The sequence below is a fragment of the Klebsiella sp. w6 genome (genome assembly GCF_033100215.1).
Classification (GTDB): domain Bacteria; phylum Pseudomonadota; class Gammaproteobacteria; order Enterobacterales; family Enterobacteriaceae; genus Klebsiella; species Klebsiella variicola.
This window is the reverse complement of record NZ_CP136907.1, coordinates 3,289,250-3,314,455: the sequence shown is the minus strand read 5'-3', so window position 1 is coordinate 3,314,455 and position 25,206 is coordinate 3,289,250. Positions and strand designations below refer to the sequence as shown.

Genomic DNA, 25,206 nt, shown 5'->3' with positions numbered 1-25,206 from the left:
ATATTATTTTTCGTTAGTATCTATACACTGTTGATATAAATGATATAGTGGTTATAGCTAATCCCTTTTTTATTATTAAAACGTCTTATACATCATCGCTTTCAGGATGCGTTGCGGCGCCACTACGGCCAACTGCCGGGAGGCTGGCCTCACGGTCGACAAGTTGCCTGAACGTAAAGTGTATTAAGCGGCTTCATTTTACGCGCAAACGGATATCAGCATGAAACTACAACAGCTTCGCTACATCGTAGAGGTGGTGAACCATAACCTGAATGTTTCATCCACCGCCGAAGGGCTTTATACCTCCCAGCCGGGCATCAGTAAGCAGGTCCGCATGCTGGAAGATGAGCTGGGCATCCAGATTTTCGCCCGCAGCGGCAAACATTTAACTCAGGTGACACCTGCCGGGCAGGAGATCATCCGTATCGCCCGCGAGGTATTATCGAAAGTCGATGCGATTAAATCTGTCGCCGGGGAGCATACCTGGCCTGATAAAGGGTCGTTATATGTGGCGACGACCCATACTCAGGCCCGCTATGCGTTACCGGGGGTGATCAAGGGCTTTATTGAACGCTACCCGCGGGTGTCGCTGCATATGCATCAGGGCTCGCCAACCCAGATTGCAGAAGCCGTATCGAAAGGCAACGCCGACTTCGCCATCGCCACCGAGGCGCTGCATCTGTATGACGATCTGGTGATGTTGCCATGCTATCACTGGAACCGGTCGATTGTGGTGACGCCTGAGCATCCTCTGGCCGCGAAGGGCTCGGTTTCCATTGAAGAGCTGGCGCAGTACCCGCTGGTGACCTATACCTTTGGCTTTACCGGCCGTTCGGAACTGGATACCGCGTTTAACCGAGCGGGTCTGACGCCGCGCATTGTCTTCACCGCCACTGACGCCGACGTGATCAAAACCTATGTTCGCCTGGGGCTTGGGGTCGGGGTGATAGCCAGCATGGCAGTCGATCCGGTCTCTGACCCGGACCTGGTGAAGCTGGATGCGAACGGCATATTCAGCCACAGCACCACCAAAATTGGTTTCCGCCGTAGCACCTTCTTACGAAGCTACATGTATGATTTTATTCAACGTTTTGCACCCCATCTGACCCGGGATGTCGTGGATACCGCGGTGGCTTTGCGGTCGAATGAAGATATTGAAGCGATGTTTAAAGATATAAAACTCCCGGAAAAATAACCCTTAAAAAAATAATGGCATTCCCTGTGGGGAGTGCCATTGACTATCATGGTCCTAATTTAACATCTTAAACCTCGAACCAATCACAAAATTAATAATTTCTGGCAACACGTTTGTCATTATGCCCGCCGCGATCAAATAACCGGTTAAATATATTCCATCAGGCCTAAATTCACTGGATTAATCTTTTATCCATAATTAAGATTTATCTGTACCTGATGATTTGAGCAATTGGTGGTGACAATATGATAAGTAATATCGATTACATGAAACTGGCGATGTCATACGAGAATGACAAAACCGAAATCGATCCCGTTCTGCGTAGTCGCGTATGGGGCGTAGTGTTGGTAGGGCTGGCGATGTTCTGGAGCATCATCGCGCTTACCATCTGCAACATCTGGATTGTCAGCTAAAGCTGTAGGTCATCGTTGTAGATACATGTCATTTTTATGACAGTGAAAGGAAACTGTAATATAAAATCAGTGACCGGCAATACAGGGAGAATATATTTTGCCGCTGGGTTCATCCAATCTGAAATCACTCACAAGAGCTAATCATAGCCAGCTGGCCGATTAGCTCTTTTTTTGTCCTCGTGTACTAATACAATATCGTCTTTATCATCGCTTCTGCACTATTTTGGTGCTATTTCTCCGATTCCAGGATAATTCCCTATTAATCACTGTCGACCTCGGCGCATTTAGCAATTTGGGTTGTTATCAAAGTGTTATGCTTGGTATGTGTTATCTTTAATGGAGACCCTGAGGAGAATCAGGGTATGCCATCCCTGAGATAAAGGAGGAGCTATGTCGTCAACCCTACGAGAAGCCAGTAAGGACACGCTGCTGGTCAACGAGAAAACCTGGCATTACTATAGTCTGCCGCTGGCAGAGAAACAGCTGGGCGATCTCAGTCGACTGCCTAAGTCGCTGAAGGTGCTGATGGAGAACCTGCTGCGCTGGCAGGACGGTGACTCGGTGACAGAAGAAGATATTCGTGCCCTGGCCGGCTGGCTGCAACAGGCCCATGCCGACCGGGAGATAGCCTACCGTCCGGCCCGCGTCCTGATGCAGGACTTTACCGGCGTGCCGGCAGTCGTGGATCTGGCCGCCATGCGCGAGGCGGTGAAGCGCCTGGGCGGCGACACCGCGAAAGTGAATCCGCTGTCGCCCGTCGATCTGGTGATCGACCACTCGGTCACCGTCGACCGTTTCGGCGATGACGAGGCCTTCGAAGATAACGTCCGTCTGGAAATGGAGCGTAACCACGAACGTTACGCTTTTCTGCGCTGGGGACAACAGGCCTTCAGCCGCTTCAGCGTAGTGCCGCCGGGCACCGGTATTTGTCACCAGGTCAACCTGGAATACCTCGGTCGGGCCGTCTGGAGCGAAGAGGTGAATGGGAAGTGGATGGCGTGGCCGGATACCCTGGTGGGCACCGACTCTCATACCACCATGATTAACGGTCTCGGCGTACTGGGCTGGGGCGTGGGCGGGATTGAAGCGGAAGCCGCCATGTTGGGTCAGCCGGTGTCGATGCTGATCCCGGATGTCGTGGGCTTTAAGCTCAGCGGCAAACTGCGCGAAGGCATCACCGCCACCGATCTGGTGCTGACGGTCACCCAGATGCTGCGCCAGCACGGTGTCGTCGGCAAGTTTGTTGAATTCTACGGCGATGGCCTGGATACCTTACCCCTGGCCGATCGCGCCACTATCGCCAATATGGCCCCGGAATATGGCGCCACCTGTGGTTTCTTCCCGATCGATGATGTGACGCTTAGCTATATGCGTCTGAGCGGCCGTAGCGAAGAACAGGTCGCCCTGGTGGAAGCCTATGCCAAAGCGCAGGGCATGTGGCGCCAGCCGGGCGATGAGCCGGTCTTTACCAGCACCCTGGCGCTGGACATGGGCAGCGTTGAGGCAAGCCTTGCCGGGCCGAAACGGCCGCAGGATCGCGTGGCGCTCGGCGATGTGCCGAAAGCCTTTGCTGCCAGCGGCGAGCTGGAAGTTAACCATCCTCAGCGTCAGCGTCAGCGCCAGCCGGTGGATTATACGCTGAACGGGCATCACTATTCGCTACCGGACGGCGCCGTGGCCATTGCGGCTATTACTTCCTGTACCAATACCTCCAACCCCAGCGTGCTGATGGCCGCCGGTCTGCTGGCGAAAAAAGCCGTCGAGCGTGGCCTGCAGCCGCAGCCGTGGGTAAAAGCTTCCCTGGCGCCAGGCTCGAAAGTGGTGTCGGATTATCTGGCTCATGCCGGCCTGACGCCTTACCTCGACCAGCTCGGCTTCAATCTGGTGGGATATGGCTGTACCACCTGTATCGGTAACTCCGGTCCGTTGCCGGAACCTATTGAAGAGGCGATCAAAAAGGGCGATCTGACCGTCGGGGCGGTGCTTTCCGGTAACCGTAACTTCGAAGGGCGTATCCATCCGCTGGTGAAAACCAACTGGCTGGCCTCGCCGCCGCTGGTCGTCGCTTACGCCCTGGCGGGGAACATGAATATCGATCTTACCCGCGAGCCGTTGGGGCAGGGCAGCGATGGCGAACCGGTTTATCTGAAAGATATCTGGCCGAGCGGGGAGGAGATTGCCCGTGCGGTGGAACAGGTGTCCACTGAGATGTTCCGCAAAGAGTACGCGGAAGTGTTTTCCGGTACCGAGGAGTGGAAAGCAATCAAGGTGGAGGCGTCAGATACCTATGACTGGCAGGAGGACTCGACTTATATTCGCCTGTCGCCGTTCTTTGACGAGATGGGCGTCGAACCGCTGCCGGTAGAGGATATTCATGGCGCGCGGATCCTCGCCATGCTGGGCGATTCAGTGACCACTGACCACATTTCGCCGGCGGGGAGCATCAAAGCCGATAGCCCGGCAGGCCGCTATCTGCAGGAGCATGGGGTTGCCCGGCGCGACTTTAACTCCTATGGTTCCCGTCGCGGTAACCATGAGGTGATGATGCGCGGCACCTTCGCCAATATCCGTATTCGTAACGAAATGGTACCGGGAGTGGAAGGCGGTATGACCCGACATCTGCCGGACCGCGAACCGGTGGCGATCTACGATGCGGCGATGCAGTATAAAGCGGAAGGCATACCGCTGGCGGTGATTGCCGGTAAGGAGTATGGCTCAGGTTCCAGCCGCGACTGGGCGGCGAAGGGGCCGCGCCTGCTGGGGATCCGGGTGGTGATCGCCGAGTCCTTCGAACGTATCCACCGTTCCAACCTGATCGGGATGGGGATTTTGCCGCTGGAGTTCCCGCAGGGCGTCACCCGTAAAACGCTGCAGTTGACCGGGGAAGAGCGGATTGATATCAGCAATCTGCAGTCGCTTCAGCCTGGCGCTACGGTGCCGGTGACCCTGACTCGCGCTGACGGCTCGCAGGAAGTGATCCCTTGTCGGTGCCGTATCGACACCGCGACCGAGCTCACCTACTACCGCAACGACGGCATCCTGCACTACGTTATCCGCAATATGCTGTAAAACAAAGGGCCAGCATCGCTGGCCCTTTCTCTTTTATTCAATCGGTTTATTCCGCCGGCTTGCTGTTCAGCAAATGGCCCATTTTGGCGGCTTTAGTATCCAGGTAGTGAGCATTTTTCGGGTTACGCCCGACGATCAGCGGTACCCGCTCCACAATGTTGATCCCGGCTTCGGTAAGAATTTCCACTTTTTTCGGGTTATTGGTTAATAACCGAACCTGCTCAACGTTGAGCAGTTTGAACATATCGGCGCACAGGGTGAAGTCGCGCTCATCGGCGGCGAAGCCCAGCTGATGGTTCGCCTCAACGGTGTCGTAGCCCTGATCCTGCAGCGCGTAGGCGCGGATTTTATTCAATAAACCAATGTTGCGTCCTTCCTGGCGGTGATAGAGCAGGATCCCCCGTCCTTCTTCGGCGATATGCGACAGGGCCGCTTCCAGCTGAAAGCCGCAATCACAGCGCAGGCTAAACAGGGCATCGCCCGTCAAACACTCTGAATGGACGCGGGCCAGGACCGGCGACTGCCCCGAGATATCGCCATACACCAGCGCGACATGATCTTGTCCGGTTGCCAGTTCTTCAAAACCCACCATCAGGAAATCGCCCCATGGGGTTGGCAGTTTGGCTTCTGCCACACGTTTAAGCTGCATGTGATTCTCCAGATTCTGTCAGCACCTGAATGTGCTTTCTGTTTGCCGCTATTTTGCCACAAGGCCGGGACGTTCTCCTAATCGCGAACGGTTAGCCGCGTGGAAAGCGCACAAACGAACTACTTTCCGCTATGATGTTCATCTACAAGGAGAAGGAGAGAAAATGCTGTTGATTGCCCGACGAACCGCTCTCGCGGCGGCGCTGCTGCTTGTTATGCCTGTTACGGTCTGGCTGTCTGGTTGGCTGTGGCAGCCAGGACTGCCGGTTGCTATGTTGAAAACCCTCTGGTGGGTGACGGAAACGGTGACGCAGCCGTGGGGAATTATCACGCATGTTGCACTGTGCGGCTGGTTTCTCTGGTGTCTTCGCTACCGGCTGCGTGCGGCACTGATCCTGTTCCTGATTCTTGCCGCCGCCATCCTGGTGGGACAGGGGGTTAAATCCTGGGTCAAAGCGCGGGTTCAGGAGCCGAGACCCTTTGTCATCTGGCTGGAAAACTCAAGACAGGTGCCGGTGACGCAATTCTATGCGTTGAAGCGTAAAGAACGCGCTAAACTGGTGCATGCCCAGCTGGCGCAGGCGCAGGACATTCCGCCGTTTTTACGCAAGCACTGGCAGAAAGAGACAGGCTTTGCTTTCCCGTCGGGTCACACGATGTTCGCCGCCAGCTGGGCGCTGCTGGCCGCCGGGCTGCTGTGGCCGCGTCGGCGTTGGGGCACGGTCGCCGTGCTGCTGGTATGGGCGACGGCGGTGATGGGCAGTCGCCTGGCGCTGGGCATGCACTGGCCGCTGGATCTCATTGTCGCCACGCTGATCTCCTGGCTGTTGGTCACGGTGGCCTGCTGGTTGACGCAGCGCCTGTGCGGGCCGCTCTCGCCGCCGGGAGAAGAGGCGCAGGATATTAAAAAACGGATGCCCGAAGCAGAATAATGTTGATTTTAGCGGCATCCGACCGCATATCCTGTACAGTTGCCATGCTTTTTCATTCCACCGCTGCGGCGAAAATGATACTTTATAGGGCTGAAAGCGGGCTTTTTTTCGCGCAACCCACATAACGGGAAGTCATGTGAAATATTTACTCATTTTCTTACTGGTGCTAGCAATCTTCGTCATTTCAGTGACGCTGGGGGCGCAGAATGACCAACAGGTCACGTTCAACTATTTACTCGCGCAGGGTGAATTCCGCATTTCGACACTGCTGGCGGTGCTGTTCGCCGCAGGCTTTGCCATTGGCTGGCTGATCTGCGGCTTGTTCTGGCTGCGGGTGCGTGTCTCGCTGGCGCGCGCGGAGCGAAAAATTAAGCGCCTTGAGCACCAGATTGCCCCCGTCAGCCCGGTCGCTGTCGACGCAGGCGTGCCTGCCGTGAAGGAATAACCTCTTATGCTGGAGTTGTTGTTTCTGCTTTTACCCGTTGCCGCCGCCTACGGCTGGTACATGGGGCGCAGAAGTGCACAACAGTCCAAACAGGACGATGCCAACCGCCTGTCACGGGATTACGTGGCGGGGGTTAACTTCCTGCTTAGCAACCAGCAGGATAAAGCCGTCGATCTGTTCCTTGATATGTTGAAAGAGGATACCGGCACCGTTGAGGCCCACCTGACGCTCGGTAACCTGTTCCGCTCGCGCGGCGAGGTTGACCGCGCGATCCGTATTCATCAGAGCCTGATGGAAAGCGCATCGTTAACCTACGATCAGCGCCTGCTGGCCGTCCAGCAGCTGGGGCGCGACTATATGGCCGCCGGGTTGTACGATCGTGCGGAAGATATGTTCAAACAGCTGGTGGATGAGACCGATTTCCGCCTGAGCGCTCTGCAGCAGCTGCTGCAGATCTACCAGGCGACCAGCGACTGGCAGTCAGCGATCGAAGTCGCTGAACGGCTGGTGAAGCTGGGTAAAGAGAAACATCGTGGCGAAATCGCCAACTTTTGGTGTGAGCTGGCCCTGCAGCAGATGGCGGCCAACGATCTGGATAAAGCGATGGCGCTGCTGAAGAAAGGCGCCGCAGCAGACCGCAACAGCGCCCGGGTCTCAATAATGATGGGCCGGGTGTGGATGGAAAAGGGTGATTACGCCAAAGCGGTAGAGAGCCTTGAGCGGGTTATCGATCAGGATAAAGAGCTGGTCGGTGAGACGCTGGAGATGCTGCAGACCTGCTACCAGCAACTGGGTAAAGCCGAAGAGTGGGAGGTTTTCCTGCGCCGTTGTGTGGATGAGAACACCGGGGCCACCGCTGAACTGATGCTGGCGCAGATCCTCGAGCAACGGGAAGGGGTCGAAGCCGCGCAAAACTACGTTACCCGGCAGCTGGAACGTCACCCGACCATGCGCGTCTTCCATAAGCTGATGGACTACCATCTCAACGAAGCGGAAGAAGGGCGCGCGAAAGAAAGCCTCGGGGTGCTAAGAAACATGGTCGGCGAGCAGGTGCGCAGCAAACCGCGCTATCGCTGCCAGAAATGCGGCTTTACTGCTCATACGCTCTACTGGCACTGCCCATCCTGCCGCTCGTGGGCCACCATCAAACCCATTCGCGGTCTCGACGGCCAATAAAGTCAAAAAAAATCCCTCCATTAGTTACAACATACTCATCGTTTTTCTCCTCTCCAGGCGCGGCCCCGGCAGCGCCATCGTCCGGCCAGCGCTACTACAGCAGTCTGTTATTTTGTTAGCATCACAGGTAGAATGCTGCCCGTTTACCTTTTTTGCGCCGCCCTGGCGCCCATCAACACTAAGGTCTGGTCATGACGTCTACAGCTATCACATCTTCCCGCGCTGTCACATCCTCTCCCGTTGTGGTTGCGCTCGACTATGATAATCGCGATAAAGCGCTGGCATTTGTCGACCGCATCGACCCGCGAGACTGCCGCCTGAAGGTGGGCAAAGAGATGTTCACCCTGTTGGGCCCGCAGTTTGTTCGCGATCTGCACCAGCGCGGGTTTGAGGTGTTCCTTGACCTTAAGTTTCACGATATCCCCAATACCACGGCCCGCGCGGTGGCGGCTGCGGCCGAACTCGGCGTATGGATGGTGAATGTCCATGCCTCCGGCGGCGCGCGGATGATGACCGCCGCGCGTGAAGCGCTGCTGCCGTTTGGTAAAGAGGCTCCGCTGCTGATCGCTGTCACCGTACTCACCAGCATGGAGGCCAGCGACCTGCAGGATCTGGGCATTACCTTATCCCCGGCTGATTACGCGGCGAAGCTGGCAGCGCTGACCCAACGCTGTGGTCTTGACGGGGTCGTGTGCTCAGCTCAGGAGGCGGTGCGCTTCAAACAGGAGCTGGGGCAGGCGTTTAAGCTGGTGACCCCGGGGATCCGTCCGCAGGGGAGCGAGGCCGGGGATCAGCGGCGGATTATGACTCCCGAGCAGGCCCAGGCGGCGGGGGTGGATTATATGGTTATTGGTCGCCCGGTCACTCAGTCGGCCGATCCTGCCGCAACGCTGCGGGCGATCAACGTCTCGTTGTCAAAGGAGGCATAATGAGCGATTCCAATAGCCGCCTCGTCTACTCCACGGAAACCGGGCGTATCGACGAAGCGAAACCGGCGCCGGTGCGGCCTAAAGGCGATGGTATTATCCGTATTCAGCGCCAGACCAGCGGTCGCAAGGGCAAAGGCGTGTGCCTGATTAGCGGCATCGATGCTGACGATGCCACGCTGAACGCCCTGGCTGCAGAGCTGAAAAAGAAATGTGGCTGCGGCGGCGCGGTGAAAGATGGCGTGATCGAGATCCAGGGTGACAAACGGGATTTGCTCAAATCGCTGCTCGAGGCGAAAGGAATGAAGGTTAAGTTAGCCGGTGGCTGAGTGCTATTTCGGCAATAATTAAAGTAATGCTGAAATAACAAGGCCGCGGTGAATGCCGCGGCCTTGAATGATTTAACGTGCGTAAGTCAATTCGTGTGAATTATTCTTTTATTTCGTCAGGTAATTATATTATTTGCCAACCTGGTGACCAATAATACCACCGACCGCCGCGCCACCCAGGGTTCCGAGTGCGCTACCGTCAGTTAACACCGCACCACCGATGGCGCCGGCGCCAGCACCGATAGCGGTGTTACGGTCGCGTTTAGACATGTTAGAACAAGCGCTCAGAGACATTGCTACAGTGACAGCCAGAACGACGGCAGCCATTTTTTTGCTCGTTGAAGTCATCATTTTTTTCTCCTGAATAATCTATTCATGGATACTACGCTCCTTTAAGCATAGCCTGAAATAGCAGCTTTAGGGCAATTCCATGAAGTTAGGGTGCGCAGGTGTCACGAAAATCACGCAGGTGATAGTCACTTCCTGTTATATCGCTAATAATAATTTTACTTTTTTTTAAATGTATCGTCAGGTAAAAAATCTTAATTAGCGGCTCGGAATACTCTCAGAGCGTAATATCGCCCCGAATGGCGCATTGGCATGGCTCGGGGCGGGTAAAGATCAGACGTATGGCACGATATCGACGGTCAGGCCGCTGTGCAGTAACTGGTCGCGGCAGGCGGCCGGCAGGCGATCGTCGGTAATAACGCGGTTAAAGCGCCCGGCGGGACCGAGGGGATAGGGATGAACTGCGCTGAATTTCGAGCTGTCGCTGAGAATAATCGCTTCACAGTGCTTTTCCAGCACGGCGTTAACCACATCCGCACGCATCATATCGCGACCGGTAAAGCCGGTTTCTGCCTGCCAGCCATCGATCCCGATGAAGGCTTTGCTGAAATGCACCTGCTGGATGAACTGGCGGGTCAGCGGGCCCACCATGCTTTCACTGCGTTTCTGGTAAATCCCGCCCAGCAGGATCACCTCTCCCGGCGTCTCTTTCAGTAGATGGGCGATATAGCTGCTGACGGTTATGATGGTGATATCGCCGCGTTCGGCGAGGGTGCGCGCCAGCAGGGCGTTGCTGCTGCCGTTTTCGATGAATACCGTTTCGCCGGCGCTCACCAGCGCCGCCGCCCGGCTGGCCAGTTCACGTTTAATGGCGAAATGGGTCATCATGCGGGTTTCAACATCTTCACTGTCCAGTGGGACTGCATAGCCATGGGTGCGGCGCAAATAGCTCTGCTTTTCCAGCAGATTCAGATCCTGGCGAATGGTGACCTCTGAGACACCGGTCATCTTCGCCAGATCGGCGACGCTCATCCGGCCTTTATCAATGACCACTTGCAAAATACTTTGTTGTCGGGCGTTCATAGCAACATCACTGTTAGGGGGCTATATGGCGAGCAACCGGTATGAGTCACCGGTTGCGGCATGGGCGATAATCAGATTTCCCAGGGAGCCTTGGGCTGGTTTTTTTGCTCAGCGTCGTCCGCCGCCAGTGCCAGCAGCTCCGCTTTGAGGATTTCCAGATTATGGATCGCAGAGTGGTAATCACCGGCAACCAGAATATCCAGCACGGTATCGATACGTTGGGCGAGCAGGTGGGCATTCACATCTGACATGGCATTATCCTGGTAACAAAAACGAATGAAATCAATGATGCTAAAAATGGATGAAAAAGAGAAGCGAAAAAAACGCACAACCTTAATCGGTGCGACGGAAATAGCAGGATGGAGAGGAAAGAAGCAGCGGTTCCCGGAGGAACCGCTGTGAAGAGGCGTCAGACTGCCGGACGCGCAATAATGCTGCGGGTTTCCATGCGGACTTCGGCGATGGTGACATCGATAACGTCAGTCACTTTGTAGACCACCTCTCCCTTGATCTGCACGGTGCCGTTCTCCTGGCTGCACACCAGTTCGTCGCGAACGGCGTGGAGGAAGGGGGCCGGAATAAAGGCGACCGCGCCATTGTCCACCAGGCGCACGCGCATCCCGCCGCGGCTGATGTCGATGATCTCCGCCGCAAAACGGGTATCGGTCCCGGCTTTATCGTTGAGGAAACGGGCATACAGCCAGTCGGCGACGTCGCGCTCTGCCATCCGGTTAAGACGACGGCGCTCCGCCATCTGTACGGTGGCATCATCCTGCGGGCGCGCAATGGTCTCGCCTTTGATGATGGCCTTCAGCAGACGGTGGTTGATCATGTCGCCATATTTACGGATCGGCGAGGTCCAGGTGGCATAGGCCTCAAGGCCGAGGCCAAAGTGCGGGCCCGGCTCGGTGCTGATTTCCGCAAACGACTGGAAGCGGCGGATGCGGCTGTCGAGGAATCCGGTCGGCTGGGCGTCCAGTTCCCGGCGCAGCTTGCAGAACCCTTCCAGCGTCAGCACCTCCGTCGGGTCGACGTGCACGTCGTGGGTTTTCAGCAGCGCCGCCAGCTGTTCGGTATTCGCCGGGTCGAAGCCGGTATGGACGTTATAAACGCCGAAGCCGAGCTTGTCGCGCAGAACGCGGGCGGCACAGATGTTGGCGGCGATCATCGACTCTTCGACAATACGGTTGGCAATGCGACGTGGTTCCGCGACGATATCCAGCACTTCGCCTTTTTCGCCAAGAACGAAACGGTAGTCCGGACGGTCTTTGAACACCAGCGCATGGGTCTGACGCCATTCGCTACGACGCTGGCACACGTCCTTCAACAGTGTAATTTGCTGCGCGATCGCGTCGCTGCCCGGCTGCCAGCTGCCGCGGCCTTCCAGCCAGTCAGAGACATCGTCATAGGCCAGCTTGGCTTTCGACTCGATGGTGGCGGCAAAGAACTCGATGTTGTCTTCGATGGTGCCATCGGCCGCCAGAGTCATCTGGCAGGCCAGCACCGGGCGCACTTCGTTAGCGCGCAGGGAGCACAGGTCGTCTGACAGCTCGCGGGGCAGCATCGGAATATTGAAGCCCGGCAGATAGTTGGTAAAGGCGCGCACTTTTGCGGCCTTATCCAGCTTGCTACCTTCGGCAATCCAGGCGGTCGGGTCAGCAATGGCGACCGTCAGCAGCAGTTTGCCATCAGCAGTGGATTCGGCATACAGCGCATCGTCCATATCTTCGGTGCTGGCGCTGTCGATAGTGACGAAGTCGAGAGCGGTTAAATCGCGGCGCGTCAGCCCTTCATCGAGCATTTCCGTGGCCACGCCGTCCGGCGCTTCTTTTTCGAGATTATGGCGCGCCAGGGTTACCCACCAGGGGACGAAGTGATCGTCGCTGAAGGTGATGAACTGGGTCAGCTCCGCGTAAAACCCGCGGTCGCCTTTTAACGGATGACGGCGCATCTCGGCGACGGCCCAGTCACCCTGTTTGAAATCATGCTCAACGCCACGGGCGGCGCGGCAGGGAATGGCATCTTTCAGCAGCGGATGGTCAGGAACGATAGCGAGGCGATCGTCTTTCTTCTGGACTTTACCGACGAAACGGGTCAGGAACGGCTCAACCAGGGTTTCTGGTTCGGCGCTTTCGCGATCTTTTTCAGAATGGATCACCGCGACGATACGGTCGCCATGCATCACTTTTTTCATCTGCGGCGGCGGAATGAAGTAGCTCTTCTGAGCGTCCACTTCGAGGAAGCCAAAGCCCTTTTCCGTGCCCTTAACGACCCCTTCCGCGCGCGGCGTCTGGGAATGCAGTTGCTGTTTAAGCTGCGCTAGCAGCGGGTTATCCTGAAACATAATTAGGTATTTTCGTGGCTAAAAGAGCGGCTGACATTTTTACGCGAATATGCCTGCCGCAGCAAGCGCTGTTTCAGCAATTTACGTCTGCTGACGCACATTGCCGAGGGCGATTTTCAGACGATTCATCCATCCGCACAGCCCGCTCCAGGTCAACAGATCGATCGCTTGTTCCGCAGAGAGTCCATATTCCGCGAGGGGCGTTAACTGGGCGGCGCTAAACCGGTCCGGCGAGCGGGTTAACAGCTGCACCGCGGTCACGAGAGACCGGGACTGAGGATGCTGCTGGAGCCAGTGATGGAGGGCCTGGTCGCCCTCCCGCAGATGGCTGGCGAACTCCTCTTCACCCTGCCAGTGGGGGATCCAGGCGTCAAAACAGGTGGGGCTGCCGTTGGTGCGCGCTGCGAGTAAGGCGACCTGCGGGCCAAAGGTATCATCCGTGCTGAGCTGGCGGATCAAGGTCTCCAGAGGCGTGAACAACGGTGGGTCGCAGGCCAGCAGTGGGGCCAGCTCACCCAGACCGGGCAGCGACTGCCAGCCGGCGATGCGCCGCTGGCGCTCATCATCGGCATACTGCAGATCGGGGTCCTCAAGGTCGCTCTGCCACTCTCCTGGTGGCGCGGTGAACAGTTCGGCAGGGGCCTCCTCTTGCTGAGGCATGCCGGGGATCCAGCGCACCGGATAGCCCAGCGCCGCCTGCAGGACGGCAATCGCCCGGGCCTGGAAGCCCACGAAACCGATAATCTGGTTGATCAGGATAATATCCCGGCTGGTTAAGCCCACTTCGTCCAGCTGGCTGCGCGAGAGGGCGTTAATGACGGAGGGCGAACTGGCGAGCTGACGAGCATACTGAGTGATCTGCGCCAGGCGACGGTTGCTCTCGCGCGAAGAGTCAGGGCCAGGGAGGGGAGCCAGGCGGGCGGCATAGTGGTTACACAACCGCTGGACACCATAAACCTGGGCGACAGTCAGCGCGGTGCTCAGGCGATCGTAGGCGGTAAAGGTCTGCAGGCGACTCACCGCCACCTGGTCGGGAAACAACCGCTCTGCCAGCTGGCGAGCGGGGTGCAGCCAGCCTGCGTGGATGTGTAGCCAGGCTTCCGGCAGCGTCAGGTCCAGCAAAAAGCGGTCTTCAACATGGGCGGCTTCAGGGACAAGCGGTAGAACATCCACCGGGCAGATTGTTGACTGGGTTTCGTGATACCAGTGGTTTTTGCCATTCACGCGGCGTGGCTCCATGGGCTTTCCTTGTTCGGTATGTGGCGAACCGCCGTTCCGCGGATCGTTTATGCAGAACTATCCTGGCGTAACCCGGAAGCAGGAGAAAATATTGATACGTGCTAACAAATAGCCGATTGGAATAACAGGGGGAGCGTAAGGGATGGGGGGAAGGAAGAACCCTCCTCACCGGGGTGAGGAGGGAAAGAACTTACTTCAGTTCCAGCTCGTTCATGGCGGCGATATTGAACCCGCCGTCAACGTGAACGACTTCACCGGAGATACCCGCGGACAGGTTAGAGCACAGGAAGGCTGCGCTGTTGCCCACATCTTCAATGGTGACGGTGCGACGGATCGGGGTGACCGCTTCGCAGTGCGCCAGCATTTTACGGAAATCTTTAATGCCAGAAGCAGCCAGCGTACGGATCGGACCGGCAGAGATGGCGTTGACGCGAACGCCTTCCGGACCCATGGCGTTAGCCATATAGCGGACGTTAGCTTCCAGAGAGGCTTTGGCCAGACCCATTACGTTGTAGTTCGGGATCGCGCGCTCTGCGCCCAGGTAGGAGAGCGTCAGCAGAGCAGAGCCCGGGTTCAGCATGCTGCGGCAGGCTTTGGCCATCGCCACGAAGCTGTAGGCGCTGATGTCGTGCGCGATTTTGAAGCCGTCGCGGGTGACAACGTCAACGTAGTCGCCGTCTAACTGGTCAGCCGGGGCAAAACCGATAGAGTGGACGAAACCATCGAATTTCGGCCAGACTTTTTCCAGCTCGGTGAACAGCGCGGTGATGCTCTCATCTTCAGCAACGTCGCACGGCAGCACAATGTCAGAACCCAGCGCGGCAGCAAATTCTTCTACGCGACCTTTCAGTTTTTCATTCTGATAGGTGAATGCCAGTTCCGCGCCTTCGCGGTGCATTGCTTGCGCAATACCGTAGGCGATGGACAGTTTGCTGGCGACGCCAGTGATCAAAATGCGCTTACCGGAAAGAAAACCCATAGCTTTAATCCTTATCGTTATTGCTTATTTTTACTTTAACAATCATAACGTTAACATTGTTATTTCAAAATAACTCAAATTTAGCCGGGAATTATATCCCACTGACGACCCCTTGTGTCACGATATTTTTCAGCCGCGCCCGCGGCGTGCGGAGCAAAAGCGTATCGCGATAGCTCCAGTATACTCTCTCTTCTGATGATTATTTGAGCGCGATCTCCGCCAGCAGCAGACACCCGTTGGCACTGAGGGGGTGCAGCTCGCCAGGGGATTCACCGCGCCAGCAGAGACCGCTGCCGGCCACACTTCGCTGCCCGGCCAGATCCCACTCGCCCTGAAGAACATAAGCGACTCCCTCAGTGGCAGGGCGTTGCTGGTCGTTTATCACCTTTACTCTCGCCGAGGCACGTCCGCGCTGGGTCATGATATTGAAGTCCAGCCCTGGCTCAACGATCCCGACGCTGGACAGCGCCCATTCGCCGGGGAACGCCCACGGCTGCCAGAGCGTCAGCGGATGGTCGATGTCCCCGCCGCACAGTCGTAGTGGTTGTCCCGCCAGCAGGGTGATCACCCGGTCGACGCCGGGGAAGGGGGAAAAAGGACCATCCGCCTGCAAAGTGGCGATGCTGGCTCGCCAGAGAAAGGGGGCGTCTGTGGAAGGAACGGCGATAATTTCCCGGGTGGCACCGGCACCGTTCTTCCACGGCGTGATGGGTAAGGTGGCGATATCAAAAAAAAAGATCATGGTCTGCTCGGCGGAATTCAGAGGGTGGATGGTTTTTGTTACAAGCGTGTCGCAACATGCTTACAAATTATTTACAACAGGGCTCACAAATCCATCATCGAGCGCGTGTGTGGGTTTGTCAATGCTTGTATATACATGAGCAGTCATCTACGAATTATCTTATCGCAGTGACCAGAGCCATCATGACAAAACGCGATCGGGAGAATGAAAATGCAACAGCGTATTACTTTCCGCCAGGCCTGCCTGGTCACCCTGTTTTCGGGGCTACTGCTGTCTGGTGGCTCAACATACGCTAAAGAGTGGAAATCAATCACCATCGCTACGGAAGGCGGCTATGAACCCTGGAACCTGACGCTTCCCGGAGGGAAGTTGAGCGGCTTCGAACCTGAGCTCATGGCGAATTTATGCCAGCGGATGCAGATCGAATGCAAGCTGGTGGTACAGAACTGGGATGGCATGATTGCCGGACTTAACGCCGGAAAATATGACGTGATCATGGACGCTATTGTCGTCACCCCGGAGCGATCGAAGGTCGTGGCGTTTACCCAGGCCTACGCTGCCACGCCGGCCTCTTTCATTGCGGTAAAAGGGTCGCTGCTCCCTCCGTCTCCGACGGTCAAGCTTCATGATGATGAGAAAGAGATTCAGGCGGCGATTGCGCCTCTGCGCGCGGCGTTGAAAGGGAAAACTATCGGCATCGCTTCCGGCACCGTGTACACCCCGTTTATTGATAAGTATTTCAAGGATATCGCTGACATCAGGGAATATAACAACTCAGCGGATGCGATCCTCGACCTGCAGGCTGAGCGCATCGATGCGGTGTTTGATGATATTACCTTTGCCAACACCACCCTGTCGCGACCGGAGAATAACAATCTGGCATTGAGCGGTCCGCTGATGAGCGGGCCGATCTGGGGAGGCGGTGAGGCGATGGGCGTGCGCCTCACCGATCCCGATCTCAAAGCGAAACTGGATAGCGCCATTCAGGCGGCGCTGGCCGATGGGACGGTAAAAAAACTGAGCGAGAAATGGTTTAAAAGCGACGTTACCCCCTGAGTGAGGCTCTCATGTTGAATCTTCTGAGTTTTGGTGAAAACGGGTGGGGGACGCTGATCCTCAGTGCCACGCTGACCACGTTGCTGCTGTCGCTCGCCGCGCTGGCCGTCGGTGCCGGGGTAGGCGGCGTCATTGCCGCCGCAAAGCTGTCCCGGCATGCGCCAGCGCGCTGGTTTGGCGCCGCCTGGTCGGTGGTATTCCGCGGTATCCCTGAGTTACTGGTGATCTACCTGTTCTATTTTGGCGGCTCAGGGATGATTTCATGGGTGGGGCGACTGTTTGGCGCTGACGGTTTTATTGAGGTTCCGCCCTTTCTGATTGGCGCCCTGGCGATTGGTTTGATCTCCTCCTCATATCAGGCGGAGGTTTACCGTGCCGCTCGCCTGGCGCTGATGCCCGGTGAAGTGGAGGCGGCTACCGCTATCGGCATGCCGCGCTGGCGGATCCTGCAGCGCATTCTGTTGCCGCAGATTATCCGTTATTCGCTGCCTGGGTTATCCAACGTGTGGCAAATGAGCCTCAAAGATTCGGCGCTGGTATCGGTGACCGGCATCGTTGAGCTGATGCGCGCCAGCCAGATTGCCGCTGGCTCGACCCGCGATTATTTCCTGTTCTATCTGATCGGCGGCGGCTGTTATCTGATCCTGACGCTGCTCTCTAACCGCGCATTTACCCGGGCGGAGAGCCATCTCAACCGCGCCTGGCTGCGTCGCAGCGCCGCGCAGGCGTAAGGAGCCCGTATGTTTATCGATTTTGCCTTCCTCGGTGAGACGTTGTTAAAGCTCGGCGCGGCGCTGCCGGTGACGCTGGGGCTCTTTATTTGCTCTTTTATCCTCGGCGGCGCACTGGCCCTCGGCGTTCTGGCGCTGCGAATGAGCCACTGGCCGCTGGCTAGCGGTTTCGCCAAAGGCTATATCCTGATCTTTCGTGGTTCACCACTGCTGATCCAGCTGTTTCTCATTTATTACGGGCTGGGTCAGTTTGGGGTGATCCGTCACAGTTTCCTGTGGCCGCTGCTGCGCGAACCCTTTATCTGCGCCGTTCTGGCGCTGGCGCTCTGTACGGCGGCCTACACCGCGGAAATTCTGCGCGGCGGGTTGCTGGCGATACCGCCGGGGCAGATTGAAGCCGGTCAGGCTTGCGGCATGTCGCGCTGGCTGCTGCTGCGGCGGATCATTGCCCCGGTGATGCTACGTTATGCGCTGCCAGCCTACTCCACGGAGGCTATTCTGCTGGTCAAGTCTACGGCGCTGGCAAGCCTGGTGACCGTCTGGGACGTCACCGGGGTGGCGCAACAGATTATTCAACGTACCTACCGGACGATGGAGGTATTCCTCTGCGCGGCGGCCATCTATTTGCTGCTTAATTTCATCATTGTGCAGCTGTACGCCCTGCTAGAACGGCGATTAACGCCGCATACCCGGCAAAACCCGGCGACCGTGTCGCTCAAGCCGATAACCAAAGGAGAGTAAGATGCTCGATTCACGTCCGGTGACCTTATCGGTCAGCGATATTCATAAGTCCTTTGGCTCCCTGGATGTCCTGAAGGGGATCACCATCCAGGCCCGGCAGGGCGATGTCATTTCGATCCTCGGCGCCAGCGGCTCCGGTAAAAGTACGCTGCTGCGCTGCATTAATCTGCTGGAAACGCCCGATGCCGGGGTGGTCAGCGTCGGTGGCGAGACGATTGAAATGAAGCACCACGCCCGCGGGCATCGGCTGGCGGCGAATCCCCGGCAGATAGAGCGCCTGCGTTCGCGGCTGGGGATGGTCTTTCAAAGTTTTAACCTGTGGTCGCATATGACGGTCCTGCAGAATGTCATTGAGGGGCCGCATTATGTGCTCAAACGGGATAAACGGACCTGCATTGAACAGGCTGAGCAACTGCTGGAGCGGGTGGGGATGTTGAACCGAAAGGATTTCTATCCGGCACAGCTCTCCGGCGGCCAACAGCAGCGCGTGGCAATAGCCCGCGCGCTGGCGATGGAGCCAGACGTCATGCTCTTTGATGAACCCACCTCAGCGCTGGATCCCGAACTGGTCGGCGAGGTGTTAAAGGTCATGCGCAGCCTGGCGGAAGAGGGGCGGACGATGCTGGTGGTCACCCACGAACTGGGATTCGCCCGCCATGTCTCCAACCGGGTGGTATTTATGCACCAGGGGACGATTGACTGCGACGGTGCGCCTGAGGCGCTATTTGGCACTCAGGGTTCCGCGCGCTTTAAGCAATTTATCTCCAGCCATCAACAGCCAGGACAGGTCGTATGAATATGATCCAGTGGGGCGATGCACCGATACGCTGGCAGGAGGTGGCTTGTGTCGCCCGGGGCGAGGCGATCTTGAGCCTCAGCGAAAGCGCCTGGGCGCGTATCGAGCAGGGGCGGGCGATTGTCCAGCATATCGTTAGCGCCGGTCAGGTGGCCTATGGGATCAACACCGGGCTGGGGGCGCTGTGCAACATTACGCTGCCGGAAGCGCAGTTACACCAGCTGTCGCGCAATACGCTGCTCAGTCATGCCTGCGGGGTGGGGCTGCTGCTGGAGGTCGCCCCAACCCGGGCCATTATGTGCGCCGCGGTGGCCAATTTCAGCCACGGTAAATCCGGTATTTCCGCCGGGATAGTGCAGCAACTGCTGATGTTTTTGCAGCATGGCGTCACCCCCCAGGTGCCCTCTCAGGGGTCGGTTGGCTATTTAACGCATATGGCGCACATTGGCCTGGCCCTGATGGGAGTCGGCGATGTGCTATGGCAAGGGCGAACGTGGTCTGCGGCAGAGGTCCTGTCGCAGCTGAATCTGCAGCCCATCGCGCCGGGAGCGAAAGAGGGGCTCAGTCTGGTCAACGGTACGCCGTGCATGACCGGCCTGGCTTGCCTGGCCTTAGACGACGCCGAGCGCTTAATGAACTGGGCCGATGTGACCGGGGCGATGAGCTTTGAAGCGCTGCGCGGCCAGCTTGTGGCGTTTGATGCCGAGATCCTGGCGCTGAAAGCCAGTCCCGGGATCCAGACCAGCGGCCAGCGGCTGCGTGAGCTGCTGGCGGGCAGCCGTCTGCTGGCCGAAAGCGAAGGTCTTCGCACCCAGGATGCGCTGAGTCTCCGCTCGATGCCTCAGGTGCATGGCGCCTGCCGCGATCAGTTTAGCCATGCGCAGACGCAGATAAATATCGAACTTAACGCCTGTACCGATAATCCCCTAATCCTGGGCACCCTTGAGCAGTGGCGGGTGGTGTCCCAGGCGCATCCCCATGGTGAATCGGTGGCAATGGCCTGCGATTTGCTGGCTATTGCCATGGCTGAGCTGGGCGCTATCGCCGAACGACGTCTTGACCGGCTGGTGAATCCTCTGGTGAGCGGCTTGCCAGCGTTTCTGGTCGCCCGACCCGGGGTGAATTCAGGCATGATGATTGCCCAGTACGTCGCCGCGTCGCTGTGCGCGGAAAATAAGCAGCTGGCGCAGCCGGCGGTGCTGGATAATTTTGTTACCTCCGCTTTGCAGGAGGATCATTTAAGCCTGGGTACCAGTGCTGCGCTGAAATTGCAGCGCCTGCTCGGCAACCTCTATCAGATCCTGGGTATCGAATATTTACTCGCGGCCCAGGGGCTCGATTTTCACGAGCCGCAGACGCTGGCGGCGGGTACGCGTCGGGCGCGCGATCTGCTGCGCCAAAGCGTGCCTGGCTGGGAGGAGGATCGCTGGCTGGCACCGGACATCGCCAGCGCAGTGGCTATCCTCAAGCGGAACGCTGGCCACGCGCCGGCATGACGTCACCAGCGAGGTAAGTGAGACGGGGCTATTTCCCGTCTTTGCGCCAGGCGTCGGCGGTGAGGGCTTCACCGAAGTGGCCGGCGATCAGGCGTCGGGTCAGGTCGTGCAGCGGTGAGGCCAGCACATCGGCAGTGCTGCCGCGCTCGACCACTTCGCCGTTATGCATCACCAGCACTTGATCGCTGATGTGCTTCATCATTCCCAGGTGCTGAGTGACATAGATATAGGAGATGCCCTGTTTCTCCTGCAGCTCCAGCATCAGGTTGATGAGCTGGGAGCGCATCGACATATCCAGCGAGGCCAGCGCCTCATCGCAGACGATGACCTTCGGGCGCAGGATCAGCGCCCTGGCGAGGCCGAGACGCTGCTTCTGCCCGGGCGCCAACATATGGGGGTAATAGCTGACGTGGTCCGGCAGCAGACCGACCATGCGCAACGTGTCGATAATCTGCTTCTGCCGCGCCTCGGCGTCGAGGTCGGTATTCAGCCGCAGTGGAAAATCGAGGATCTGCGAGATGCGCTGGCGCGGGTTCAGTGAGGTCGACGGATCCTGAAAGATCATACGAATCTTCTGGCTGCGGTAGGAGTAATCCCCGAAAGTCAGCGGATGGTCGTCGATCAGCAGCTCGCCGCTGGTGGGTTCCACCATGCCCGCCAGCATCTTGGCGAGGGTGGATTTCCCGGAGCCGTTCTCGCCGATAATCGCCAGCGTCTGCCGTTCACGCAGGGTAAAACTCAGCGGCTTGACGGCCTCCACCGTCTGGCGGTGAAACCAGCCGGTGCGGTAGCGAAAGGTCTTACTGAGTTGGCGAACTTCCAGCAATGTTTCGACCATTTCACTCTTTCTCCATGTTCAGCGGGAAATGACAGGCGTACAGATGGTTGCGCGCCCCGGTAAGACGCGGCGTTTCGATACACTCGCGCTGGGCGTAAGGGCAGCGCGGCCCCAGACGGCAGCCGATGGGCAGCTGCTCCAGCAGAGGGATCGCCCCTGGCAGGGTGTTGAGGCGGCTTTTATGCGGCATGGCGCTGCCAAAATCCGGGATCGCGCGGATTAACGCCTGGGTATAGGGGTGATGCGGCAGGGTGACCAGCTCTTCGCTGGGCCCGCTCTCCACCGTCTGCCCGCAGTACATGACGTTGATTTTATCCGCCCATTTGCTGAGCATCTGCAGATCGTGGCTGATCAGCAGAATGGTGGTGTTGTTGTTCTGATTGAGCCGCGTCAGCAGGCGGATAATCTGCGCCTGAGTCGTTGGCTCCATGGCGTTGGTCGGTTCATCGGCGATCAGTAGGCGCGGCTGGTTGGCCAGGGCGATGGCAATCATCACCTTCTGGCACTCGCCTTCGGTCAACTGATAGGGGAAGCTGCGCATGGCATCTTTGTGATCTTTAATGCCGACGCGGTGCAACAGCTCGATGGCCCGGCGCTTACGCCAGCCCAGCCGTTGCCACCAGCGCCCCTTGTAGGTCCAGCCGGGGATACTCTGAATCAGCTGCTGGCCGATGCGCTCAGAGGGATCAAGACAGGACTGCGGCTCCTGAAAAATCATCGACACGTTGTGGCCGATCAGTTTCCGCCGCTCGCGGTTCGACAGTCGCAGCAGGTCGATGTCATCGAAACGCATGCGGTCGGCGGTGACCCGCCAGTTGTCTTTGGTCACCCCGCAGATAGCTTTGGCAATAAGGCTTTTCCCGGAGCCGGATTCGCCCACCAGGCCGCGGATCTCGCCTTCAGTCAGGGTCAGACTGACGCGATCGACGGCTTTCACCCAACCTTCGTTGGTTCTAAATTCGATAGTTAAGTGACGAATATCGAGTAACGGCATTATTGTACCCCGGCAATGATTGCCCGGCGAATACCGTCGCCCAGCAGGTTGACCAGCAGTACGCTGAGCATAATCGCCGCCCCGGGCAGCATCACAGTCCACGGCGCGACATAGATAAGCTCCAGCGCATCGCCCAGCATGGCTCCCCATTCCGGCGAAGGCAGCTGGGCGCCGAGATCAAGAAAGCCCAGCGCGGCAATATCCAGAATAGCCATCGACAGGGCGCGGGTGATCTCGGTCACCAGGCCAGAGGCAATATTGGGCAGAATGGCGAACAGCAGAATGTTCAGCGTCGAGGCTCCGTCGAGGCGGGCGGCGATAATGTACTCTTTCTCCAGCTCGTCGTGGACCAGGCTGTAGACGGAACGCACCATGCGCGGGAGCAGCGCCAGCCAGACGGCGAACATCGCATGGCTGAGGTGCGGCCCGGCAAAGGCGACGACGATAATCGCCAGCAGCAGCGAGGGAATAGAGAGCAGGGTATCGAGAATATGGTTCATCACTGCCGAGCGCAGGCCGTGAGTCGACCCGGCAATCACGCCCAGCACCAGGCCAAACAGCGTCGCGCCGAGGGTGACGACAAAAGCCCCACCGACGGTTGGCGCCGCGCCGCTCAGCAGCCGGCTCAGCACATCGCGGCCCAGGTCATCGGTCCCCAGGAAGAAGGAGACTTCGCCATAGCGCGACCACGACGGCGGCAGCAACTGATAGCCAAGGAACTGCTGATCAATACCATAGGGGGCGAACCAGCCGCCGAAGACGCAGAGCAGCAACAGGCCCGCGCAGCCGTACAGGCCGATCATCGCCGTGGTGTCACCATAGAATTTACGCCATACGGTGCGCAGCGCGCCGGGCGGACGCTTTTCCAGATAAACGCTATCGTAGGGCATATGAATCCGTTTTAAGTTTGTTAGTCATGCTTTAAGTCTTTTCAAAAATCCATCTAATAACAACATCTTGCCAGCTTTTAGTGCTTTAATTTTGTGTGTTCTACATTGATTTGAAGGTTATCAATTTAACCAAAATGTGTACACTGATGTGTATATCATCTTCCGGAGTGTACACATTGCTTACCGACACAAAATTAAGAAAAGCTCTTGGCAAAAAGAGAGACCAGATCGAGGTCATATCGGACGCTCATGGTCTGAATGTCCGGTTGTCTACTTCCGGCAGTATAACATTCTTTTACCGCTACAGATGGAACGGGAAAGCCGCTCAGCTAACGATTGGCGATTATCCCACCACCTCCTTATCTCAAGCTCGCGAACGTAGACAGCAGTTCAGGGCCTGGTTGACAGAAGGACTCGATCCGAGACGGCAAACAGTTCTGGAGAAACAGAAAAAAGTCGAAGCGCTCACCGTTAAAGAGGCTTTCGATTACTGGGAAAAGTATTACTGCATCCCTGAAGGTCTTGTGAAAATCAAGGTTAACCGGCGGGACTTCAATAACCATATAGCGCCTGTGCTGGGGGACATGATTGTTGATCAGACCACTAAAGCGCACTGGCTTAACCTTTTTGATGGCATGGGGCGAAGAGTTGTCACTGGTCAGATGCTGGGGCTGATGCAGCGTACGTTCCGTTTCTGCTCCAATCGAGGGGTAATTAATGTGAACCCAATTGAGAGCCTTAGGCGCTCTGACGTAGGTCTCACAGCATCCGTAAAAGATCGCAGATTGAGTGATGAGGAAATCAAAACAGTTTGGAACATCCTTCCTGAATTGAAGTACAGACAACAGCTGATAATGAAGTTTCTCATCATGACTGGCTGCCGGAGTACAGAGATCAGAACAGCAAGATGGGAGTGGTTCGATTTCCATGAGCAAACGTGGACCATTCCGGCAAGCGATTATAAAACCGGGAAATCGGTCAGGAGGGCACTTCCCGAGGCAGTAGTAAGAATGATGTTAGCAGAGAAGGAAACGTCAGTTTCAAAACACGTTGTGACACTGTCACGTTACAGGGGGCCAGAAGATGACAGACCTCCACTACAACCAAACGTCGCTCTGTTTTCTGCTCAGATTATAGCTAAAACAGGCATGAAACCCTGGTCTCTCCATGACCTCAGGCGAACAGTGGCGACACGCCTTTCTGAATTAGGTGCGCCGCCACATGTTGTGGAAAAACTGCTTGGCCATCATATGGCAGGTGTCATGGCACGTTATAACCTGCATGATTATCTGGATGATCAGCGTCACTGGCTTGCTGTTTGGCAGGATCATCTTGAGAAGCTGGTTGGTCAGTCTCTGGTTTGATCCCCACGTTATCTTCCCAGGCCAGCAAGTCTGAAAGTCTCCACCTTTTAGGGCTGCCATTTATTTTAGGCTGCGGGAATGGCTGAGCAAAGTAAGAGGGCATCCGGGATGGGGTGCTCCAGAAATAGAGTGTGCTGCGCGATATTTTGTATCTGGACAGAACGTCATCGGTTATCAAAATTTCATCTGATTTATGAGATGTATTAGTCATAAAAACCCCTTAGTTACATTGTCCAGGCAGATGGTGTAGCCGGCGTGCGCAGCTCATGGCTGTGGCCACATAGCTACTTTTTCTGTTAACAACTTCTACAGTGATCTTTGAGCCTTGAACCACCACCGTATAAGTTCTCTTCGTTTTCTGTCGCCCGTAAGCTCCATAAAGCTCAACGTGTTTTGCCAGCGCGGCATCGCACGCCTGGCGGCCCAGAGGGGAGTGTCTGCTTCGGTTAATCAATCGCATATACATTCCTTTATCGGGAGAGTTTCCTCTCC

26 protein-coding genes are annotated in these 25,206 nt (G+C 57.0%); 14 read left to right on the top strand and 12 right to left on the bottom strand.

All coding sequences use genetic code 11. The features are described 5' to 3' along the window. The first annotated feature begins 220 nt into the window (after positions 1 to 220). The 3 genes from cysB to acnA all read left to right on the top strand — a co-directional run bounded on the left by cysB (position 221) and on the right by acnA (position 4,677). On the top strand, positions 221 to 1,195 hold the full coding sequence (gene cysB, locus R0140_RS16440) for an HTH-type transcriptional regulator CysB (protein WP_008807786.1): 975 nt from the start codon (positions 221 to 223) through the stop codon (positions 1,193 to 1,195). Positions 1,196 to 1,440: 245 nt separating this feature from the next. Continuing rightward, the gene (locus tag R0140_RS16435; RefSeq protein ID WP_002901776.1) at positions 1,441 to 1,608 is read left to right on the top strand and encodes a YmiA family putative membrane protein; all 168 of its coding nucleotides are present in this window, start codon (positions 1,441 to 1,443) and stop codon (positions 1,606 to 1,608) included. A gap of 390 nt (positions 1,609 to 1,998) precedes the next feature. After that, a complete protein-coding gene (gene acnA, locus R0140_RS16430; RefSeq protein ID WP_096834450.1) occupies positions 1,999 to 4,677 on the top strand; it encodes an aconitate hydratase AcnA in 2,679 nt (892 codons plus the stop codon). Between the two features lie 46 nt (positions 4,678 to 4,723). On the opposite strand, the gene ribA is transcribed toward acnA, so the two are convergent. Then, positions 4,724 to 5,326 (bottom strand): GTP cyclohydrolase II, encoded by a 603-nt coding sequence (ribA, locus tag R0140_RS16425; RefSeq protein WP_008807788.1) that lies wholly within the window; start codon positions 5,324 to 5,326, stop codon positions 4,724 to 4,726. Positions 5,327 to 5,489: 163 nt separating this feature from the next. Between ribA and pgpB the strand changes: the two genes are divergently transcribed. The 5 genes from pgpB to yciH all read left to right on the top strand — a co-directional run bounded on the left by pgpB (position 5,490) and on the right by yciH (position 9,133). Further along, complete coding sequence (gene pgpB, locus R0140_RS16420) at positions 5,490 to 6,257, top strand: phosphatidylglycerophosphatase B (protein ID WP_008807789.1); 768 nt, start codon at positions 5,490 to 5,492, stop codon at positions 6,255 to 6,257. A gap of 136 nt (positions 6,258 to 6,393) precedes the next feature. Further along, a complete protein-coding gene (locus tag R0140_RS16415; protein ID WP_012542047.1) occupies positions 6,394 to 6,702 on the top strand; it encodes a LapA family protein in 309 nt (102 codons plus the stop codon). Positions 6,703 to 6,708: 6 nt separating this feature from the next. Continuing rightward, a complete protein-coding gene (lapB, locus tag R0140_RS16410) occupies positions 6,709 to 7,878 on the top strand; it encodes a lipopolysaccharide assembly protein LapB (protein WP_008807790.1) in 1,170 nt (389 codons plus the stop codon). A gap of 191 nt (positions 7,879 to 8,069) precedes the next feature. Beyond that, the gene (gene pyrF, locus R0140_RS16405) at positions 8,070 to 8,807 is read left to right on the top strand and encodes an orotidine-5'-phosphate decarboxylase (RefSeq protein ID WP_022065864.1); all 738 of its coding nucleotides are present in this window, start codon (positions 8,070 to 8,072) and stop codon (positions 8,805 to 8,807) included. Next, the gene (gene yciH / locus R0140_RS16400) at positions 8,807 to 9,133 is read left to right on the top strand and encodes a stress response translation initiation inhibitor YciH (protein ID WP_110185167.1); all 327 of its coding nucleotides are present in this window, start codon (positions 8,807 to 8,809) and stop codon (positions 9,131 to 9,133) included. The genes pyrF and yciH overlap by 1 nt, the downstream gene beginning before the upstream one ends. Positions 9,134 to 9,262: 129 nt before the next feature. On the opposite strand, the gene osmB is transcribed toward yciH, so the two are convergent. From osmB to R0140_RS16365, 7 genes are all read right to left on the bottom strand, one after another. Then, complete coding sequence (osmB, locus tag R0140_RS16395) at positions 9,263 to 9,481, bottom strand: osmotically-inducible lipoprotein OsmB (protein WP_002901783.1); 219 nt, start codon at positions 9,479 to 9,481, stop codon at positions 9,263 to 9,265. Between the two features lie 273 nt (positions 9,482 to 9,754). Beyond that, positions 9,755 to 10,504: a DNA-binding transcriptional regulator YciT gene (locus R0140_RS16390; RefSeq protein WP_008807793.1), complete on the bottom strand. Its 750-nt coding sequence runs from the start codon at positions 10,502 to 10,504 to the stop codon at positions 9,755 to 9,757. Positions 10,505 to 10,575: 71 nt separating this feature from the next. Then, complete coding sequence (locus R0140_RS16385) at positions 10,576 to 10,755, bottom strand: protein YciZ/DeoL (protein WP_012542045.1); 180 nt, start codon at positions 10,753 to 10,755, stop codon at positions 10,576 to 10,578. 158 nt (positions 10,756 to 10,913) lie between these two features. Continuing rightward, positions 10,914 to 12,848 carry an exoribonuclease II gene (locus R0140_RS16380; protein WP_008807795.1) on the bottom strand — a complete coding sequence of 645 codons (1,935 nt, stop codon included), beginning with the start codon at positions 12,846 to 12,848 and terminating at the stop codon, positions 10,914 to 10,916. Positions 12,849 to 12,929: 81 nt separating this feature from the next. Next, positions 12,930 to 14,087 (bottom strand): carboxymuconolactone decarboxylase family protein, encoded by a 1,158-nt coding sequence (locus R0140_RS16375; protein WP_023322434.1) that lies wholly within the window; start codon positions 14,085 to 14,087, stop codon positions 12,930 to 12,932. A gap of 190 nt (positions 14,088 to 14,277) precedes the next feature. After that, positions 14,278 to 15,066: an enoyl-ACP reductase FabI gene (gene fabI, locus R0140_RS16370; RefSeq protein WP_008807797.1), complete on the bottom strand. Its 789-nt coding sequence runs from the start codon at positions 15,064 to 15,066 to the stop codon at positions 14,278 to 14,280. Between the two features lie 199 nt (positions 15,067 to 15,265). Further along, positions 15,266 to 15,808 carry a HutD/Ves family protein gene (locus tag R0140_RS16365; protein ID WP_012968439.1) on the bottom strand — a complete coding sequence of 181 codons (543 nt, stop codon included), beginning with the start codon at positions 15,806 to 15,808 and terminating at the stop codon, positions 15,266 to 15,268. Between the two features lie 210 nt (positions 15,809 to 16,018). Between R0140_RS16365 and R0140_RS16360 the strand changes: the two genes are divergently transcribed. The 5 genes from R0140_RS16360 to hutH are packed head-to-tail and all read left to right on the top strand — an operon-like array spanning position 16,019 to position 20,628. After that, complete coding sequence (locus R0140_RS16360) at positions 16,019 to 16,864, top strand: transporter substrate-binding domain-containing protein (protein WP_012542041.1); 846 nt, start codon at positions 16,019 to 16,021, stop codon at positions 16,862 to 16,864. A gap of 11 nt (positions 16,865 to 16,875) precedes the next feature. Then, on the top strand, positions 16,876 to 17,595 hold the full coding sequence (locus tag R0140_RS16355) for an ABC transporter permease (protein WP_008807800.1): 720 nt from the start codon (positions 16,876 to 16,878) through the stop codon (positions 17,593 to 17,595). A 9-nt stretch (positions 17,596 to 17,604) separates the two neighbouring features. Further along, the gene (locus R0140_RS16350) at positions 17,605 to 18,336 is read left to right on the top strand and encodes an ABC transporter permease (RefSeq protein WP_008807801.1); all 732 of its coding nucleotides are present in this window, start codon (positions 17,605 to 17,607) and stop codon (positions 18,334 to 18,336) included. 1 nt (position 18,337) lies between these two features. After that, positions 18,338 to 19,132, top strand: a complete 795-nt coding sequence (locus tag R0140_RS16345) for an ABC transporter ATP-binding protein (protein ID WP_008807802.1) — start codon at positions 18,338 to 18,340, stop codon at positions 19,130 to 19,132. Then, complete coding sequence (gene hutH / locus R0140_RS16340; protein ID WP_110185168.1) at positions 19,129 to 20,628, top strand: HAL/PAL/TAL family ammonia-lyase; 1,500 nt, start codon at positions 19,129 to 19,131, stop codon at positions 20,626 to 20,628. The genes R0140_RS16345 and hutH overlap by 4 nt, the downstream gene beginning before the upstream one ends. 28 nt (positions 20,629 to 20,656) lie before the next feature. Here the strand turns inward: hutH and sapF are convergent, their stop codons facing one another. From sapF to sapC, 3 genes are read right to left on the bottom strand one after another with little or no spacing between them, the layout of a single operon-like run. Beyond that, complete coding sequence (gene sapF / locus R0140_RS16335; RefSeq protein WP_004140269.1) at positions 20,657 to 21,466, bottom strand: putrescine export ABC transporter ATP-binding protein SapF; 810 nt, start codon at positions 21,464 to 21,466, stop codon at positions 20,657 to 20,659. 1 nt (position 21,467) lies between these two features. Further along, positions 21,468 to 22,460: a putrescine export ABC transporter ATP-binding protein SapD gene (sapD, locus tag R0140_RS16330; protein ID WP_008807804.1), complete on the bottom strand. Its 993-nt coding sequence runs from the start codon at positions 22,458 to 22,460 to the stop codon at positions 21,468 to 21,470. Beyond that, complete coding sequence (sapC, locus tag R0140_RS16325; RefSeq protein WP_008807805.1) at positions 22,460 to 23,350, bottom strand: putrescine export ABC transporter permease SapC; 891 nt, start codon at positions 23,348 to 23,350, stop codon at positions 22,460 to 22,462. The genes sapD and sapC overlap by 1 nt, the downstream gene beginning before the upstream one ends. 146 nt (positions 23,351 to 23,496) lie before the next feature. Here sapC and R0140_RS16320 point away from each other — a divergent pair, with 146 nt between their 5' ends. Then, entirely contained in the window at positions 23,497 to 24,714 is a 1,218-nt protein-coding gene (locus R0140_RS16320; protein WP_049153071.1) for a tyrosine-type recombinase/integrase, read from the top strand. A gap of 220 nt (positions 24,715 to 24,934) precedes the next feature. Here R0140_RS16320 and R0140_RS16315 read toward each other — a convergent pair whose 3' ends face one another. After that, a complete protein-coding gene (locus R0140_RS16315) occupies positions 24,935 to 25,174 on the bottom strand; it encodes a DUF4060 family protein (protein WP_022631172.1) in 240 nt (79 codons plus the stop codon). Positions 25,175 to 25,206: the final 32 nt, after the last annotated feature.